General features: G+C 35.6%; 19 protein-coding genes. 12 read left to right on the top strand and 7 right to left on the bottom strand.

The window, feature by feature from the left end; genetic code table 11:
* Positions 1–14: 14 nt before the first annotated feature.
* The 5 genes from ACQ76T_RS14180 to ACQ76T_RS14160 are packed head-to-tail and all read left to right on the top strand — an operon-like array spanning position 15 to position 3,646.
* Positions 15–1,217, top strand: coding sequence for an NAD(P)/FAD-dependent oxidoreductase (locus ACQ76T_RS14180; RefSeq protein WP_431343954.1), 1,203 nt, complete (start codon positions 15–17; stop codon positions 1,215–1,217).
* A 22-nt stretch (positions 1,218–1,239) separates the two neighbouring features.
* On the top strand, positions 1,240–1,653 hold the full coding sequence (locus tag ACQ76T_RS14175) for an energy transducer TonB (protein ID WP_431343953.1): 414 nt from the start codon (positions 1,240–1,242) through the stop codon (positions 1,651–1,653).
* Between the two features lie 33 nt (positions 1,654–1,686).
* A complete protein-coding gene (locus ACQ76T_RS14170; protein WP_431343952.1) occupies positions 1,687–2,085 on the top strand; it encodes a hypothetical protein in 399 nt (132 codons plus the stop codon).
* 5 nt (positions 2,086–2,090) lie between these two features.
* Positions 2,091–2,729, top strand: a complete 639-nt coding sequence (locus ACQ76T_RS14165) for a DUF2306 domain-containing protein (RefSeq protein ID WP_431343951.1) — start codon at positions 2,091–2,093, stop codon at positions 2,727–2,729.
* Entirely contained in the window at positions 2,726–3,646 is a 921-nt protein-coding gene (locus tag ACQ76T_RS14160) for a YARHG domain-containing protein (RefSeq protein WP_431343950.1), read from the top strand. The genes ACQ76T_RS14165 and ACQ76T_RS14160 overlap by 4 nt, the downstream gene beginning before the upstream one ends.
* 30 nt (positions 3,647–3,676) lie before the next feature.
* Here ACQ76T_RS14160 and ACQ76T_RS14155 read toward each other — a convergent pair whose 3' ends face one another.
* The 3 genes from ACQ76T_RS14155 to ACQ76T_RS14145 form a co-directional block, all read right to left on the bottom strand.
* Positions 3,677–4,075, bottom strand: a complete 399-nt coding sequence (locus tag ACQ76T_RS14155) for a DUF2809 domain-containing protein (protein WP_431343949.1) — start codon at positions 4,073–4,075, stop codon at positions 3,677–3,679.
* Between the two features lie 71 nt (positions 4,076–4,146).
* The gene (locus ACQ76T_RS14150) at positions 4,147–4,803 is read right to left on the bottom strand and encodes a thioredoxin family protein (RefSeq protein ID WP_431343948.1); all 657 of its coding nucleotides are present in this window, start codon (positions 4,801–4,803) and stop codon (positions 4,147–4,149) included.
* Between the two features lie 11 nt (positions 4,804–4,814).
* Positions 4,815–5,300, bottom strand: a complete 486-nt coding sequence (locus tag ACQ76T_RS14145) for a thioredoxin domain-containing protein (RefSeq protein WP_431343947.1) — start codon at positions 5,298–5,300, stop codon at positions 4,815–4,817.
* Positions 5,301–5,465: 165 nt separating this feature from the next.
* On the opposite strand from ACQ76T_RS14145, the gene ACQ76T_RS14140 reads away from it, so the two are divergent.
* From ACQ76T_RS14140 to ACQ76T_RS14130, 3 genes are all read left to right on the top strand, one after another.
* Positions 5,466–6,305, top strand: coding sequence for a hypothetical protein (locus ACQ76T_RS14140; protein WP_431343946.1), 840 nt, complete (start codon positions 5,466–5,468; stop codon positions 6,303–6,305).
* A 115-nt stretch (positions 6,306–6,420) separates the two neighbouring features.
* On the top strand, positions 6,421–6,579 hold the full coding sequence (locus ACQ76T_RS14135) for a hypothetical protein (protein ID WP_431343945.1): 159 nt from the start codon (positions 6,421–6,423) through the stop codon (positions 6,577–6,579).
* 181 nt (positions 6,580–6,760) lie between these two features.
* The gene (locus ACQ76T_RS14130) at positions 6,761–6,922 is read left to right on the top strand and encodes a hypothetical protein (protein ID WP_431343944.1); all 162 of its coding nucleotides are present in this window, start codon (positions 6,761–6,763) and stop codon (positions 6,920–6,922) included.
* Between the two features lie 27 nt (positions 6,923–6,949).
* Here the strand turns inward: ACQ76T_RS14130 and mutS are convergent, their stop codons facing one another.
* Positions 6,950–9,541: a DNA mismatch repair protein MutS gene (gene mutS / locus ACQ76T_RS14125; protein ID WP_431343943.1), complete on the bottom strand. Its 2,592-nt coding sequence runs from the start codon at positions 9,539–9,541 to the stop codon at positions 6,950–6,952.
* Between the two features lie 125 nt (positions 9,542–9,666).
* On the opposite strand from mutS, the gene ACQ76T_RS14120 reads away from it, so the two are divergent.
* Positions 9,667–10,197 (top strand): GNAT family N-acetyltransferase, encoded by a 531-nt coding sequence (locus ACQ76T_RS14120; RefSeq protein ID WP_431343942.1) that lies wholly within the window; start codon positions 9,667–9,669, stop codon positions 10,195–10,197.
* Positions 10,198–10,386: 189 nt separating this feature from the next.
* On the opposite strand, the gene ACQ76T_RS14115 is transcribed toward ACQ76T_RS14120, so the two are convergent.
* Together ACQ76T_RS14115 and ACQ76T_RS14110 are read right to left on the bottom strand one after the other, a co-directional pair.
* Positions 10,387–11,262, bottom strand: a complete 876-nt coding sequence (locus ACQ76T_RS14115; protein WP_431343941.1) for a cupin-like domain-containing protein — start codon at positions 11,260–11,262, stop codon at positions 10,387–10,389.
* A gap of 156 nt (positions 11,263–11,418) precedes the next feature.
* A complete protein-coding gene (locus tag ACQ76T_RS14110; RefSeq protein WP_431343940.1) occupies positions 11,419–11,634 on the bottom strand; it encodes a hypothetical protein in 216 nt (71 codons plus the stop codon).
* A gap of 50 nt (positions 11,635–11,684) precedes the next feature.
* Between ACQ76T_RS14110 and ACQ76T_RS14105 the strand changes: the two genes are divergently transcribed.
* A complete protein-coding gene (locus ACQ76T_RS14105) occupies positions 11,685–12,563 on the top strand; it encodes a bestrophin family protein (protein WP_431343939.1) in 879 nt (292 codons plus the stop codon).
* Positions 12,564–12,574: 11 nt separating this feature from the next.
* Here the strand turns inward: ACQ76T_RS14105 and ACQ76T_RS14100 are convergent, their stop codons facing one another.
* Positions 12,575–13,174, bottom strand: a complete 600-nt coding sequence (locus tag ACQ76T_RS14100) for a hypothetical protein (RefSeq protein WP_431343938.1) — start codon at positions 13,172–13,174, stop codon at positions 12,575–12,577.
* A gap of 54 nt (positions 13,175–13,228) precedes the next feature.
* On the opposite strand from ACQ76T_RS14100, the gene ACQ76T_RS14095 reads away from it, so the two are divergent.
* Together ACQ76T_RS14095 and ACQ76T_RS14090 are read left to right on the top strand one after the other, a co-directional pair.
* Positions 13,229–13,849, top strand: a complete 621-nt coding sequence (locus ACQ76T_RS14095) for a toxin-antitoxin system YwqK family antitoxin (protein ID WP_431343937.1) — start codon at positions 13,229–13,231, stop codon at positions 13,847–13,849.
* Positions 13,850–13,854: 5 nt separating this feature from the next.
* A complete protein-coding gene (locus ACQ76T_RS14090; protein WP_431343936.1) occupies positions 13,855–14,385 on the top strand; it encodes an RNA methyltransferase in 531 nt (176 codons plus the stop codon).
* The last annotated feature ends 140 nt before the right edge of the window (positions 14,386–14,525 follow it).

Here is a 14,525-nt window from a genome sequence, read left to right as displayed (position 1 = left end):
AAGATTACCTACACATGAAACAGATCATCATTATCGGAGGCGGTGCTGCAGGCTTTTTCTGCGCATCGAACCTTGACGAAAAGAAATATAAGATTACCATTTTAGAACAGAACTCAGATGTCCTTCAGAAAGTTAAAATTTCAGGAGGAGGACGTTGTAATGTCACTCATGCCTGCTTTGATCCACGCGAGCTGGTACAGTTTTACCCACGCGGAAACAAAGAGCTCTTGAGTGTTTTCACCAAATTTCAGCCAGGTGATACGATGGAATGGTTCGACCAGCGAAACGTTCCTTTAAAAATAGAAAATGATAACAGGACTTTTCCTGAAAGTAATTCTTCTCAAACCATTATTAATACTTTTTTAACCGAATCCCAAAAGAAAAACGTCTTGATAAAGACAAAATCTGTGGTTAAAGAAATTGAAAAACACGGCGAAAAATATATTGTAAAAACCAATTCAGAGGATATTGAAGCAGATTATATAGTGTATGCAACGGGAAGTTCGCCAAAATCATTGAAAATTGTTGAAAATCTGGGGCATAAAATTGTAGATCTTGTTCCTTCTCTTTTCACATTTAATATTAAAGATGATTTGTTGAAAGACCTTCCGGGAACAAGTTTTGAAAACGCAGGGATTTCAATTCCAAAGCTGAAAACTGAAGAAAGCGGACCTTTACTGATTACGCATTGGGGACTTTCCGGACCTGCTGTTCTAAAAATCTCCGCATGGGAAGCCATCAGTCTGGCAAAACTTAAATATAATTTTGAAATTGAAGTTAATTTCGTGTCCATAGAAATGGATGATGCAGAAGAAATTTTCCATCATTTCAAACAGAGCAATCCTAAAAAAACGATCGGACAGTCTAAGATTTTTGATATTACGAATAGATTCTGGCAAAAGATTTTAGATATCTCAAAAGTAGACCTCAACAAACAGGTTGCTAATATTTCTGGGAAAGAGATGCAGAAAATCCTTGAAAACCTGTGTAAGAAAAAGTTTCAGGTCACTGGCAAATCAACATTTAAAGATGAGTTTGTAACGGCAGGAGGAGTTGATTTAAAGGAAATTAACTTTAAAAACATGTCTTCTAAACTACTTCCCAATTTCTATATTGCCGGAGAAGTTCTCAATATAGATGCAGTAACAGGCGGTTTTAATTTCCAGGCTTGCTGGAGTGAGGGATGGCTGATTGCACAGGACCTTAATAGTTTGTAAATACTTTTATTAAAACACAGATATGAAAACAATATCACTAATTATTTTTTTCTTAGGGACACCATTTGTTTTTTCTCAAACGGTACAGCAAGAAGAACCGCAGAAGCCAGCTCAATTATTATCCGAATCTAAAGTAAATGATACGATATATACTCCTCCTGAATTTCCTGGCGGAATACCTGCAATCAGAAAACATATAGGCCAAGAAATGAATACTTCTAAATTCACGGAATCAGGACTATTCAAATCAGTAACAACCTTTGATGTGAATCCTGATGGAAGCATAAGTTCAGTTTCTACAACAGGAAATAGCCCTATCCTTAATCAGGAAATGGATCGTATAATGAAAAAGTTAAAGAAAAAATGGAAACCGGCTACCATAAATGGGCGGCCGGTTAAAACCCAATATACAATGCCTATGGGGTTAAATATTTAAAATACTAATCCGACCAGCTTATAAATTACATCTATGAAAAAAACATTAATATTCATTTTATGTATCGGATTTGGTCTCTTTTTCTCTCAAGCAAAGGAAACAGTAGTAAATCCTTCTACAGGCACCACCACTGAGGAGCGCAAACAAGCAGAATATCCCGGAGGGATCAATGCATTTATGAGGGAAGTGTCTCAAAAAATAGATATCAAACGAATCAAAGGAGGTTCTGGACAAGTACGAGCCAGCGCAAAGTTCTCTGTCAATACTCAGGGTATAATAGAAAAGATTTCTATTACAGGAAGCAATGAAAAGGTGAATAAAGAGATCGAAAGAGTAATGAAGTCTATGACAACCAAATGGACTTCTGGAGAATACAAAGGAAGCCCTGCAGAGATTTTTTATACCCTTCCTTTCATTGTTAATTTTGAATAATTAAAATGCTTTCTGCCAAAAGAAATATATCTACCCTTTTTAAAATCCTATTGATTTTAGGATTTGTATATTTCTTTTGGCTGATGCTGAAAATCACATTAGAATATATCCCTTTTGATCCTGAAGTCAGTTTTTTGATGATCAAACAGACGGAAGCGGTAGAAAGACCGGAGTATCTCATATTTTTCTATACTCATGTTTATACCAGTATTTTTGTTCTTCTTTTCGGGTTTCTTTCGATACTTCGGAGAGATTTTGGTTTCAGAAACTTTCACCGTAATGTAGGTAAGTTTTATATTTTTCTTATTCTTATTGTAGCGGCTCCTTCGGGAATTTATATGGGAATATTTGCTAACGGAGGAATTATGTCGAAGATTTCCTTTGTTATTTTGGGCGTTCTGTGGTGGTTTTCAACCTTTAAAGCCTATCAATTGGCAAGGCAGAAAAAATTTAAAGAGCATCAAAAATGGATGTGGCGGAGTTTTGCTTTTACATTATCCGCTATTACCCTGAGAATGTGGAAGGTTATTATTGTATATTTATTTCATCCCAACCCCATGGATGTTTATCAGATCATTGCATGGCTGGGCTGGATTCCCAATATCCTTATTATTGAATATTTAATCACAAAAAAACAGATATGAAAATTGTAAATTACACATTGATCTCTTTACTGACAGTTTCTCTGATAAGCTGCAAAAAAGAGGAAAAAACTAATGAATCTGGGAAAGATTCCCTGACAGCCAAAAAGGACTCTGTTGTTATTCCGGAAGTTCACAAAGAATATTATGGGATTTATACGGGTGAGTTTATCGGCCTGGAAAAAGTCGTTGACCCAACAGACGGCTCTGAATATGATGTTGATAATTATAAAAAGATCTCTTTAAAGATCAACAGAATGACCAAAGACAGCGTGTATGGGCAAAGCATTGTGAACGGCAATCAGAGACCATTCAGAGGGGTTTTCAATGAAGCTACGGCATCTTTTGTGCTTGATGAACCGGGAAATGATAAGACAGATGGAAGGTTTGAGGTAAAACTGAAAGGAGACAGCTTAACCGGAAAGTGGAATGCTTTCAGCAAAGCATCGGTAAAAGCACCTTCAAAAACACTGAAACTGACAAAAAAAGAGTTTGTATACAACCCCAACTTCATGCTGGATAAAGATTCTGATCTTGTAGACTGGTCGAATCCTAAAGAGTTCACAGAAAAATATACCGACGAGCAAACCGGAAAAACAGAAAGCTACAAAACTTCAAAAAACCGTATTGCCTCGGATGCCATATTCAAGCTGAATGCATCCAAACAGAAACTGACAGAAAAGGATCTTAAAAATTTAAGAAAACTGGATCTTGAGATCATCAAAAATTCTGTATTTGCAAGACATGGCTATTCTTTCAAAAAAGAAACCTATAGAAATTTCTTTGAACAGACAGATTGGTATATTCCCGTTTCCAACAATGTAGATAACGATCTTTCCCCGATGGAAAAAGAGAATGTCGCTTTACTGAGCCGCTTTACTAAATATGCAGAAGATAAATATGATAGCTTTGGCAGGTAGGTAGGAGGTTGTGATTATCAGATTATAGGGTTAGAAATTAGAGGTTGAGGTTTCTTTCGTGATTCTTACAAAAAGATAGAGGATCAGACAGCCTACTGCATAGCAGAGATTATCGATCCATGAGAAAGAATTTCCAATGATAATATACATCAGGCTTCCTGCTCGGAAGCCTAGTTTTTCTGCAATATTGAAATACTGTGCAAATTCTACAAGAAAGGAAAAGATTAAAATTCCTAGAATCAGTTTTTCATTATTTACCCTGAAAAAGCTCTTTACAAAAGTATACAAAAGCATCACTACAATAACGTCTCCCAGATAAGCTCTTACAAAGAAAATATCTTTCCATGTTGTGGCAATCAAAACTTCTATGAGAAAAATAAGGAGGGTAACCAGAAAGTATTTAAGACTGAATTTTAATTGTATTTCCATTGTATTTTTTAAGTCATAAAAAATCGGCATTCAGGGAACACCGATCTTATTATTTTAAGTAAGCAAATATATTATTTCTTCACTTTGATTGTACATCCGATAGCTACCGTTTTTGTCATTTTTACCGGCTCTCCCTTTATCAATGCGTTTACGGCATCCTGAGCATAGTATTCTGAAACATCATTCGGGTTGTCATAATTGTTGTCGATGGCACCAATATATTTTACGATATTTTTTCCGTTTTCTTTTTGCAGTACAAAAACATGGGGTGTTTTCGTTGCGCCATATTGCGGGTAGATCTTCTGCCCTTCATCTACCAGATAGGGAAAAGTGAACCCTTTCTGTTTTGCTCGGTCAATCATCTGTTTATAGCCGTCTTCGGGTTGTGCATTTGGATCGTTTGGATTGATGGCAATAACAGGATATCCCTGACTTTTATATTTTTTGTCGAGCTCAATAATACGGTCTTCGTATTTCTTTGCGTACGGACAATGGTTACAGGTAAAGATTACGATGAATCCTTTGGCACTTTTAAAATCACTCAGAGACACCATTTTTCCGTCAATGTTTTTAAGCTTAAAATCTGAAGCTTCATCTCCTACTTCATATCCTTTTGCAGAAGAAACTTTTTCCTTCTTAGGATTATTTTTGTCATGATCTGTTGTTGTAAAGCTCAGAAGAGCCGCTCCAACAATCAATGCTGTCATTACAATTTTCAGTTTTTTCATATTATTATTTGTTATAAATTTTTGGTTACTGTATTTTCAAGATCATCTTTACTCATTTCTCCGTCGTTGAAATGTATTTTCTCCCCATTCTTATAAAAAAGTGTTACCGGAATATTTCCGTCCCAATCTTTTTCAAATTTGGGAATCCAGGTGTTCATTCTTTTGATATCGTCCAGCAGAACAACTTCTGCGGTAAGATTTTTACTTTTGATGAATTTTAATACTCTTTCTTGATCTGCAAGCCTGTCTAAGGACACCAGTAGCATTTTAAACTTTGGATTACCCGCATTTTTGTGATTAACTTCCATAAAATGTGGCATCTCCTTTACACAAGGCCCACAAGTGGTTGACCAGAAATTCACGACAAGAAGTTTGTTTTTCTCCTGTTGAATTCGCTTTTCAAGTTCTTCATATTTCATCACAGAAACCTGAGTCTGCTGAGCGTTAAAAACCGTACAAAATATGAATAATGCTGCTATTTGTATTAAGTTCTTCATATTCAAATGTAATAAATTAATGTAAATCAAATCCCTGTAAGACAAAATTATGGCCTCAAAAAATATAAACAAGTCATTTTTTTCAAATATTTATTACAGAATTCTTTTATTTTCCAATACAAATCATTTTTTTTGATATTTTTACACTCGTTTAAGAATAAAACCATGAAAAAAATATATTTGCTTCTGCCAATATTCTTTTTGGTATCCTGCTCAAGCAGTAATGATGATAACGAATCATCTAACACCGACACCGATCCTAATGCTCCGGTTCTCGTTACTAAAATGGTAGCAGATGGAGAGGTATCAACCTATACGTACAAAGGCTCAAAAATTTCTCAAATAAATAATAGTACGACTGGAGAAATCACCACCTTTATTTATTCAGGGAATTTAATTACCCAACAGATCACTTCCGGAGCATCAACACTCTATAAGACTAATTATACTTATGATGCCAACAGCAGACTGAGTAAAAAAGTGTACGTTGAAAACTATCTTATAGCAGGAGGATCTTCTTCCGTAGAAACAGAGTATACCTATCTTAGTGGTAATAACGTAAAGATAACCTACGTCACCAACAAAACAGGGGCTTCAGCTTCAAAAACAGGGGCTAAAACGGCGGTATTAAATGCAGACGGATCTTTAAGCAGTTGGACAGAAACAGCAGCCGTGCCTAAAAACACAGGAGGATTCTATGCAGCAACCGGCACTCTAAAACCGATAGAATACGATACGAAGAATACGCCTTTTAAAAATATAACAGGATTTTTAAAAATTATTGATGCCGAAGATGAAAACGGATCTACCCACAATATATTAAGCTACAGCAATATATTGGAATACAATAATGGAACAGGAAATGCTGAATGGGGAATTTTCAAGTCCGTTTACGAATATAACAAAAGCGGTTATCCTACACGAAACTCCAGAACGTATTACAATAAGACAAGCACGAATGTCACCAACAGTGCATTCACAACCTACGAGTATAATCATTTATAACACAAAGAGAGCCCAAAGCTCTCTTTTTTATTCCCAATTAACGCTTTATTTATCACAATGTTTAGAATTATATAAATGATTTTGTATATTTGAAAAGATTCAAACTAAAATTACTATGAAAAAATTAAACATTGCAAAAAGAAAATTAAACAAATCTGAATTGAAAGAAATCAACGGAGGAAATGCTCCTATTTGTGTAAGAGGATTCTGTATGGTACCCGGATCAGATGACCTGTTCAGAGGTTATGTTGGACAGGATGGATATTGCTGTTAATACATAATTTTTTGTTAGATAAAAAGAAGATTGAGTTTACCTCGATCTTTTTTCATTCCTATATATATATACGAATATCAGCGAAGGAGTACTCTTTATGTAAAACAAAAAAAATATCAACCAATAATTTGAAAATCAGAGAAATAAAATGTAATTTAGTTTTTACCAAATTAACATTATTATGAAAAATTCAAAAAATCAGAAAAAAAAGCTTAGCAAAAAAGAAATGAAAGAAATCAGTGGTGCAAGACCTTTCTGCCCATTGGTAGTAAGCTGTTTTGATCCTCGCACCGGAGACGAGATGTTCGGTGTTCAGGGCATCCAGGATGGAGCCTGCTGCTAATAGCTGCTTATTAAAAAAATGATTGGATTAACCTCCAATCATTTTTTTTATTGCGTTAAGCTTCATTAAAGCTTCAATAGGTGTAAGTGTGTTGATATCTATTTTTGTCAGCTCTTCACGAATATTCTCCAGAACCGGATCATCTAACTGAAAGAAAGAAAGCTGCATATTTTCTTCAGTTACTCTTTTAATGCTTTCTGAAGTGCTTCCGCTTCCCTGCGTTCTACTTGCTTCAAGTGTTTTCAGAATTTCATTGGCTCTGCTTACTACTTTTGCAGGCATTCCCGCCAGTTTGGCGACATGAATACCAAAACTGTGTTCACTTCCTCCAGGAACCAACTTTCTAAGGAAGATAATATTCCCTTTATTCTCCTGAATAGAGACATGAAAGTTCTTCACCCTTTCGAAGTTAACGGTCATTTCATTCAGTTCATGATAATGGGTGGCAAACAGCGTTTTAGCCTGAGTAGGATGCTGGTGCAAATATTCTGCAATTGCCCATGCAATAGAAACCCCGTCATACGTGGAAGTTCCACGCCCGATTTCATCCAGTAAAATAAGGCTTCGTTCCGAAATATTGTTCAGAATATTGGCTGCTTCATTCATTTCTACCATGAAAGTAGATTCTCCCGCTGAAATATTATCCGTTGCCCCTACTCTTGTAAAAATCTTATCCAACATTCCAATTTCAGCATGTTTTGCGGGAACAAAACTTCCAATCTGAGCCAACAGGCATACAATAGCCGTTTGACGAAGAATTGCAGACTTACCAGCCATATTGGGCCCTGTCACCATGATGATCTGTTGTGAATCTTTATCCAAAAAGATATCATTTGGGATGTATTTTTCTCCTAATGGAAGGGCGTTTTCAATAATCGGGTGCCTTGCTTCTTTCAGATCGATGGCATAGCCGTCATTCAGAATAGGTTTTGTATAGCTTTCCGAAACAGCAAGCTCAGATAAACCGGCTGCTACATCAAGTTGAGCAATAATATTGGAATTCCCCTGAATCTGATCAATATAAACCATTGTTTCTGCACATACATTCCTGTACAGAGAAGTTTCCAGAACGCCGATTTTTTCTTCAGCACCCAAAATTTGGTTTTCGTATTCTTTTAATTCCTCGGTAATATATCTTTCAGCATTCACTAAAGTCTGTTTTCTTACCCAGTCATCAGGAACTTTGTCTTTATGAGTGTTTCTTACCTCAATATAATATCCAAAAACATTATTGAAGTCTATTTTAAGGCTTGTAATTCCGGTTCTTTCAATTTCTCTCTGGCACATTTCATCCAGAAATCCACGGCCTTTGCTTTGTAGATTTCGCAGCCTGTCAAGTTCTTCCGAAACTCCTTCTTTGATGATGTTTCCTTTTGCAATGCTTACCGGAAGTTCTTCATTCAGATGATTCTGCAGGAATTTGATCAGCTCTTCCAAATCAAATAAGGGTTCCAGCCAAGCCAGCACATCAGCGTGAGGATGCAATAACGCTTTGATTGTATGGATATTAATTAAACTTTGGCGCAGATATCCCAATTCTTTAGGTGAAATTTTCTCTGCAGCCAGTTTTCCCATCAATCGGTCAAGATCGGAGATTGATTTCAAAAGTTGGCAGATCTCATATTTCAGAGGATCATTTTCGTTTAAAAAATCGATCAGGGAAAGTCTTCTCATGATCTCATCTACCGATTTCAGAGGAAGAATAATTCTTCGTCTCAGCAACCTTCCACCCATTGGAGTAGAAGTTTTGTCGATAATATCCAGTAAAGATTTTCCCTGAGGATTACTTGGATAAACGATTTCAAGATTTCTCAAGGTAAAATTATCCATCATCAGATAATCTTCCTGTGGAATGATCTGAAGTTTTGTAATATGGGAAAGCAGATTATGATGAGTATCTTCCACCAGATACGCAAAAATGGCTCCTGCTGCAGTAATGGCTAATGGAAAATTTTCTACACCAAAACCTTTTAAGGAATTGGTTTTAAAGTGATTGGTTAATTTTTCGTAGGCAAAATTATATTGGAAAGCCCAGTCTTCAAGTTTAAAAGCATTTTTATTTTTAAACTGTTCCGGAATCTGTGCGCTTCTTTGGAAAATGATTTCGCTGGGATCAAAAGTATTGACAATATGTAACAGCTTTTCAAGGTTCCCTTCACTTACCAAAAATTCTCCCGTAGAGATATCTACTAAAGCAATTCCGTATTTTTCTTTCTCCTTGTGTAAAGAAAGAAGAAAATTATTCTTTTTAGAATTTAAAACCTGATCATTGAATGTTACTCCAGGGGTAACCAACTCGGTAACACCTCTTTTTACAATTCCTTTTACCATTTTCGGGTCTTCCAACTGATCACAGATTGCGACTCTCATTCCTGCTCTTACCAATTTTGGAAGATAAGAATCAATGGAATGATGCGGGAATCCGGCAAGCTCTACACTTCCTTCACCGTTATTTCTTTTGGTAAGCACAATGCCCAGAATTTGGGATGTTCTCACCGCATCCTGCCCAAAAGTTTCATAAAAGTCCCCTACTCTGAAAAGTAAAAGCGCATCAGGGTATTTACCTTTGATGGTATTGTACTGCGTCATTAGTGGGGTTTCCTTCTTCGATTTTGCCATAGTAAAAAATGAGCCCCAAATTTAAAAAAATAAATTCACGGTGAGAGTATTGTTTTCCGGTTAATATTCTTCACTTTTTCCTATCATTAATAAGTTGTATTTTCACCATAAAATCACATCTTATTATGGAATTTCCTGTTTTAGAGACCGAAAGGCTTATTTTACGACAACTTACCTTTAATGATACTGATGATCTTTTTGAATATTTTTCCCTGGATGACGTCATGGAATACTATGATTTGGATACATTCAAGACCTTGGAAGATTCACAGCGTATTATTAAGCACTTCAATGGTGAGTTTGAAAAAGGAAAAGGCTTCAGATGGGCTCTGGAGCTAAAATCGGAGAATAAAGTTATTGGTACCTGTGGCTATCACAACTGGTACCGGGAGCATTTCCGAGCTGAAATCGGCTATGAACTCAATCCTAAATTCTGGCGCCAGTCTTATATGAAAGAAGCCATTCTTCCCATTCTCACATTCGGTTTTGAAACAATGAGGCTTCACCGGGTAGATGCATTCATTGATCCTTCCAATATTTCCTCAGAAAGACTGTTATCATCTTTAAACTTCAGCAAAGAAGGGACTTTAAAAGATTTCTTTTTTGAAAAAGGGAAATTTGTAGACGCAACAATTTTTGGTCTTATCAATAAATAAATTGATCCTAAATTCAACGTAAAGAGACAAAGAAAACTGAGATCGATTCTTCTTATTTTCGTTCGTAAAGGCATTTCATTTAACAAATGAAGTGTTTTCCTCGCTGAGTGAAACGCATTTGCGAACCTTTATAAACAGACAAGCTCTAAACTTGTGTTCAATGCGTTAAAATTATCTAAACTCTACTTCTTATCTTTCAGAAAGATGTTTTTCCAAAGCCTCGGAGCTTTTCTTGTAGGCCCATTTCTGCTTATAATTGATCCATTTGGCTTTGAAAAGTTTACGCATAAGTTTATCCGTATATCGCATAATGAAAACATGATATAGCATATTGGCGAAAACATTCGGTTTATTAGGAAGAGCTCTTAGAGAAAAAGAAAAGCCTGGTTCAAGGTATCTGTTAAAATGCCAGAATGCCCCTGGAATGAAAAGTGCATCTCCATGTTCCATAAAGATTTCATAGCCTTTTGCATATTGCAATGCCGGGAATTTTTCATAGTCAGGATTTTCATAATCTACATCATAGATAGTGTGGACAGATAGAGGAACTTTATATAAAAAAGGAGACTGTTTCTGATCAAACAGCAGAATACGTTTTTTACCTTCAAAATGAATATGCATAAAATCTCCCAGATCCACATCATAATGCATTAATACATGAGCCTCACTTCCACCGAAGAATAAAGTCGGTAGTCTTTTGAAAAACTTCATTCCTAAATCCGGATAAATAAAATTTTTCAGAAGCTCCGGAAGCCGGTCGGTGATAATATAGAAGAAGATTCGCAGATCAGAAGGGTTACTTTTTATCGTATCAATATACTCCTTCATCTTCATATACATGACCGGAGCATCAGAACTTTTGGCGGCATCAGCGGGTTTATTGTCATACAGAGGTACTTCCTGGTCTCCTGCTTTTTCACGGATATAAGCCAGATTCCATTGATCAAATGCGTCCCAACGGCTGGCGAAATTCCTGATTAAAAGAGGTTTCTGTTTTTTAAAATAATTTTTCTGAAAATCTTCTTTACTGATATCATTAACAACATCTACGTTTTCGAGGATCATGTATTTTGTATTTTGGCGAAATAAAAATAGTATTTTTTTGAAAAACGAAGAAGTTTAAAAATAGAAAGACCTTAATACAACTAATTAATTCCCGTAGATGCTAAGGTTTGTACAGATCTACAGAATGCTTTAATTTTTGTTAATATACTTTTGTTATTATAAGAGGTAAAAAATCAGCGAGATAATTCCTCCCCAAAAGATAACGGAACAGCCTTTTGAACTGTTGCGTCTTTTATTTCTTCCATACGTATTCACGTAATGGCCACTGACCCAGGTTCCATTTCTCCTGAAATGTCCTTTTCTGTAATATCCCATCTTTATTTTTGCGACAAAATAAACAGGTTTCTGGAATCTTTTTTTACGGATTCCCATAATCCGATGCTAACCGAAAAAAAATTATATTTGCCTTATTAAGCGAATTTATGAGAGTCTATAATACCAAACATTTCCTTAAAATACTTTTTAGTTTACACAAAAGTGATACTTTAAAAATTCTTTTTCCTAGTATGATCCTTGTAGGATTGTATTCTTGGGGGATTCAATATGTAGAGGTTGAATATCTGCATCTTACTTCAAAATCCGGGGTAAGCAATGTGGGAATGATCCATTCTTTGTTGGGTTTTGTACTTTCTCTTCTATTGGTTTTCAGAACCAATACAGCCTACGACAGATGGTGGGAAGGTAGAAAACTTTGGGGGAAACTGGTCAATGATACCCGTAATTTTTCAATAAAAATCAATACAATCCTTGGTAACAATCGCCAGGATGCGGAACAGATTGCAAGATATCTGAAGTATTTTCCTCATTTTCTAGCCAAGCATCTTTCTAAAGAATCTACAAGATTAGCCTTGGATGAGGATTATTCGGAGATCGAAAAAACACTGACCAATCACGGTCCAAGTGAAATGATCATTCTATTAACCCATAAACTGAATCAGCTAAAAAAAGAAGGAAAAATTTCCGAAATTGAAATGCTCTACCTGGATTCTCAACTTTCGGGTTTTCTTGATGTTTGCGGAGGATGTGAAAGAATTAAAAACACCCCTATTCCTTATTCTTATTCATCTTTTATTAAGAAGTTTATTATTCTCTACGTTTTTGCTTTACCAATAGCCTACGTCATCAACATTGGACTTTTTATGATTCCGCTTACTGTTTTTGTATATTATGTACTGATGAGTCTTGAACTTATTGCAGAAGAAATTGAAGATCCGTTCAATAATGATGAAAATGATATTCCAATGGAGACTTTAGCTCAGAATATTGAGAAGAATGTACATCAGATTATGAACAGAAAATAAAAATCAAGCTGTTAAAGCTTGATTTCTTTGAGTTCTCCGTCCTGTTTTATTTCTACAAATTTGCTTTCCCTATTGGCAGCAGAATATCCGTAGAAAAATGTACTGTATATAGGTGTTGAATACAGATAAGCTCCGTATCCGTTATAAGCACTTGATGTGCCGGTCTGCTGCTGATAGCTTGCCGTTGCTGTAAAATTGACGATCGTTTCAAGGTAATATTTCCCGGGTTTCAGCTTTTCAAATTTAAATCTGCCATGATCATCCGTTAAAGCTTCCACCCTGTATTTAAAAGCCTCTTCAGACATATATACTGTTGTTTTTTTGTTTTCATACTTTTTTCTCATATTATAAAATTCCTCAAAATAAGCAGTTACAGGAAAAAGCATCACAACCGTTCCTTTAGGTGCATAATGCTTTTCACCCAGCAATGGCTTGATGCCCCAGTTATTTTTTTGTTTGGTAGAAGCTACCCCTTCAATCGTAGAATTTCCAAATCCCAGCATATCACGGGCTAATTTTTTATCAAAAAAAACTTGAGGATAGTATGTATTCTGAGCTTTTGACAAAGCAAAAACAATCAGCAGTATGAATAAAGTAAATAATTTTTTCACAGCTATTTTTGAGTCAAATATAAGTATTTTACTATTTTTGAAATAAAAATAGCGATGAAATACATTTTCCTTTTATTTTTTTCCACTTCAGTCATAATATCTGCACAGAAACCTTGCGGTTATAAAGACGGATTGCAGGAAGGAACCTGTAAAGAGTTCTATGAAAACGGACAGGTAAAAAATTCCGTTGAATGGAAGAAAGGGAAATTTGAAGGTGATGCCATTTTCTACTACGAAGACGGAAAAATACAGTCCAAAGGAGAATATAAAAAAGGATTCAAAGTTAAAAAATGGACTTATTATGATAAAAATGGGGTGATGACTTCGGAAGAGGTTTTCAGAAATGGTGAAAAAAATATTTATGACAATAGTCTTACTGCCACTTTTTACTCTCCCACAGGCAAAATAACTGAAATATCCAACTATAAATTCAATAAATTACAGGGAGAAAGCAGAACCTTCCATGAGGATGGAAAATCGGTAAAAGAAATTGGGCAGTATGACAACGGCCTGGCTACAGGAAAATGGAAAGTCCTTTACTCATCAGGAAAAATTCAACGCGAAACAGAATTCGCCAACGATAAAAGAAACGGAACGAGAGTTCACTACCGCGAAGACGGAAGCATTGAAAAAACAGAGGTCTATAGAGACGGAAAATTAATCTCAACAAAATAATACAATTGGTACAGAAACTAAAACTGGAAGAACTGAACAGAATAGATGTAGAAACATTTAAGAAGGTTGAAAAAATTCCATTAGTTATCATTTTAGATAATATCAGAAGCATGCACAACGTAGGTGCGGCATTCAGAACGGCCGATGCTTTTCTGATTGAAAAAATAATCCTTTGCGGAATTACCCCGCAACCGCCCCACCGCGAGATTCATAAAGCAGCATTGGGGGCTACAGAAAGTGTAGACTGGTCACATGACGGAGACACCAATAATGCGATTGCAGATCTTAAGAGCAAAGGCTATGAAATTATAGGAATTGAACAGACAACCGACAGTCAGCTTATCACTGATTTTACGATCGACAGATCAAAAAAATATGCTTTGGTTTTAGGTAATGAAGTAGAAGGAATCAGTGATGAAGTATTACCCAATATTGATGTATTTTTAGAAATTCCTCAGCTTGGAACCAAGCATTCTCTTAATGTAAGTGTGTGTGCCGGAATTGTGATGTGGGAATTTGCAAAAGCTCTAAAATAAAAAAACTGCATATGTCGTTAGTAGACAGTGCAGTTTGAAATAAATCTAATAAAAAGTAAAAATGAAAGGCGACAAAGGTACCTTTTTTTTCTTTACAAACAAATTTTAACGTCATTTTTTTTCTTTTTATCGAAAAAAAA

This window comes from Chryseobacterium sp. JK1, from assembly GCF_050632815.1.
In the GTDB taxonomy this organism is placed as follows: domain Bacteria; phylum Bacteroidota; class Bacteroidia; order Flavobacteriales; family Weeksellaceae; genus Chryseobacterium.
Note: the sequence above shows the minus strand (reverse complement) of the source record. Positions and strands in the feature narration are given on the sequence as shown.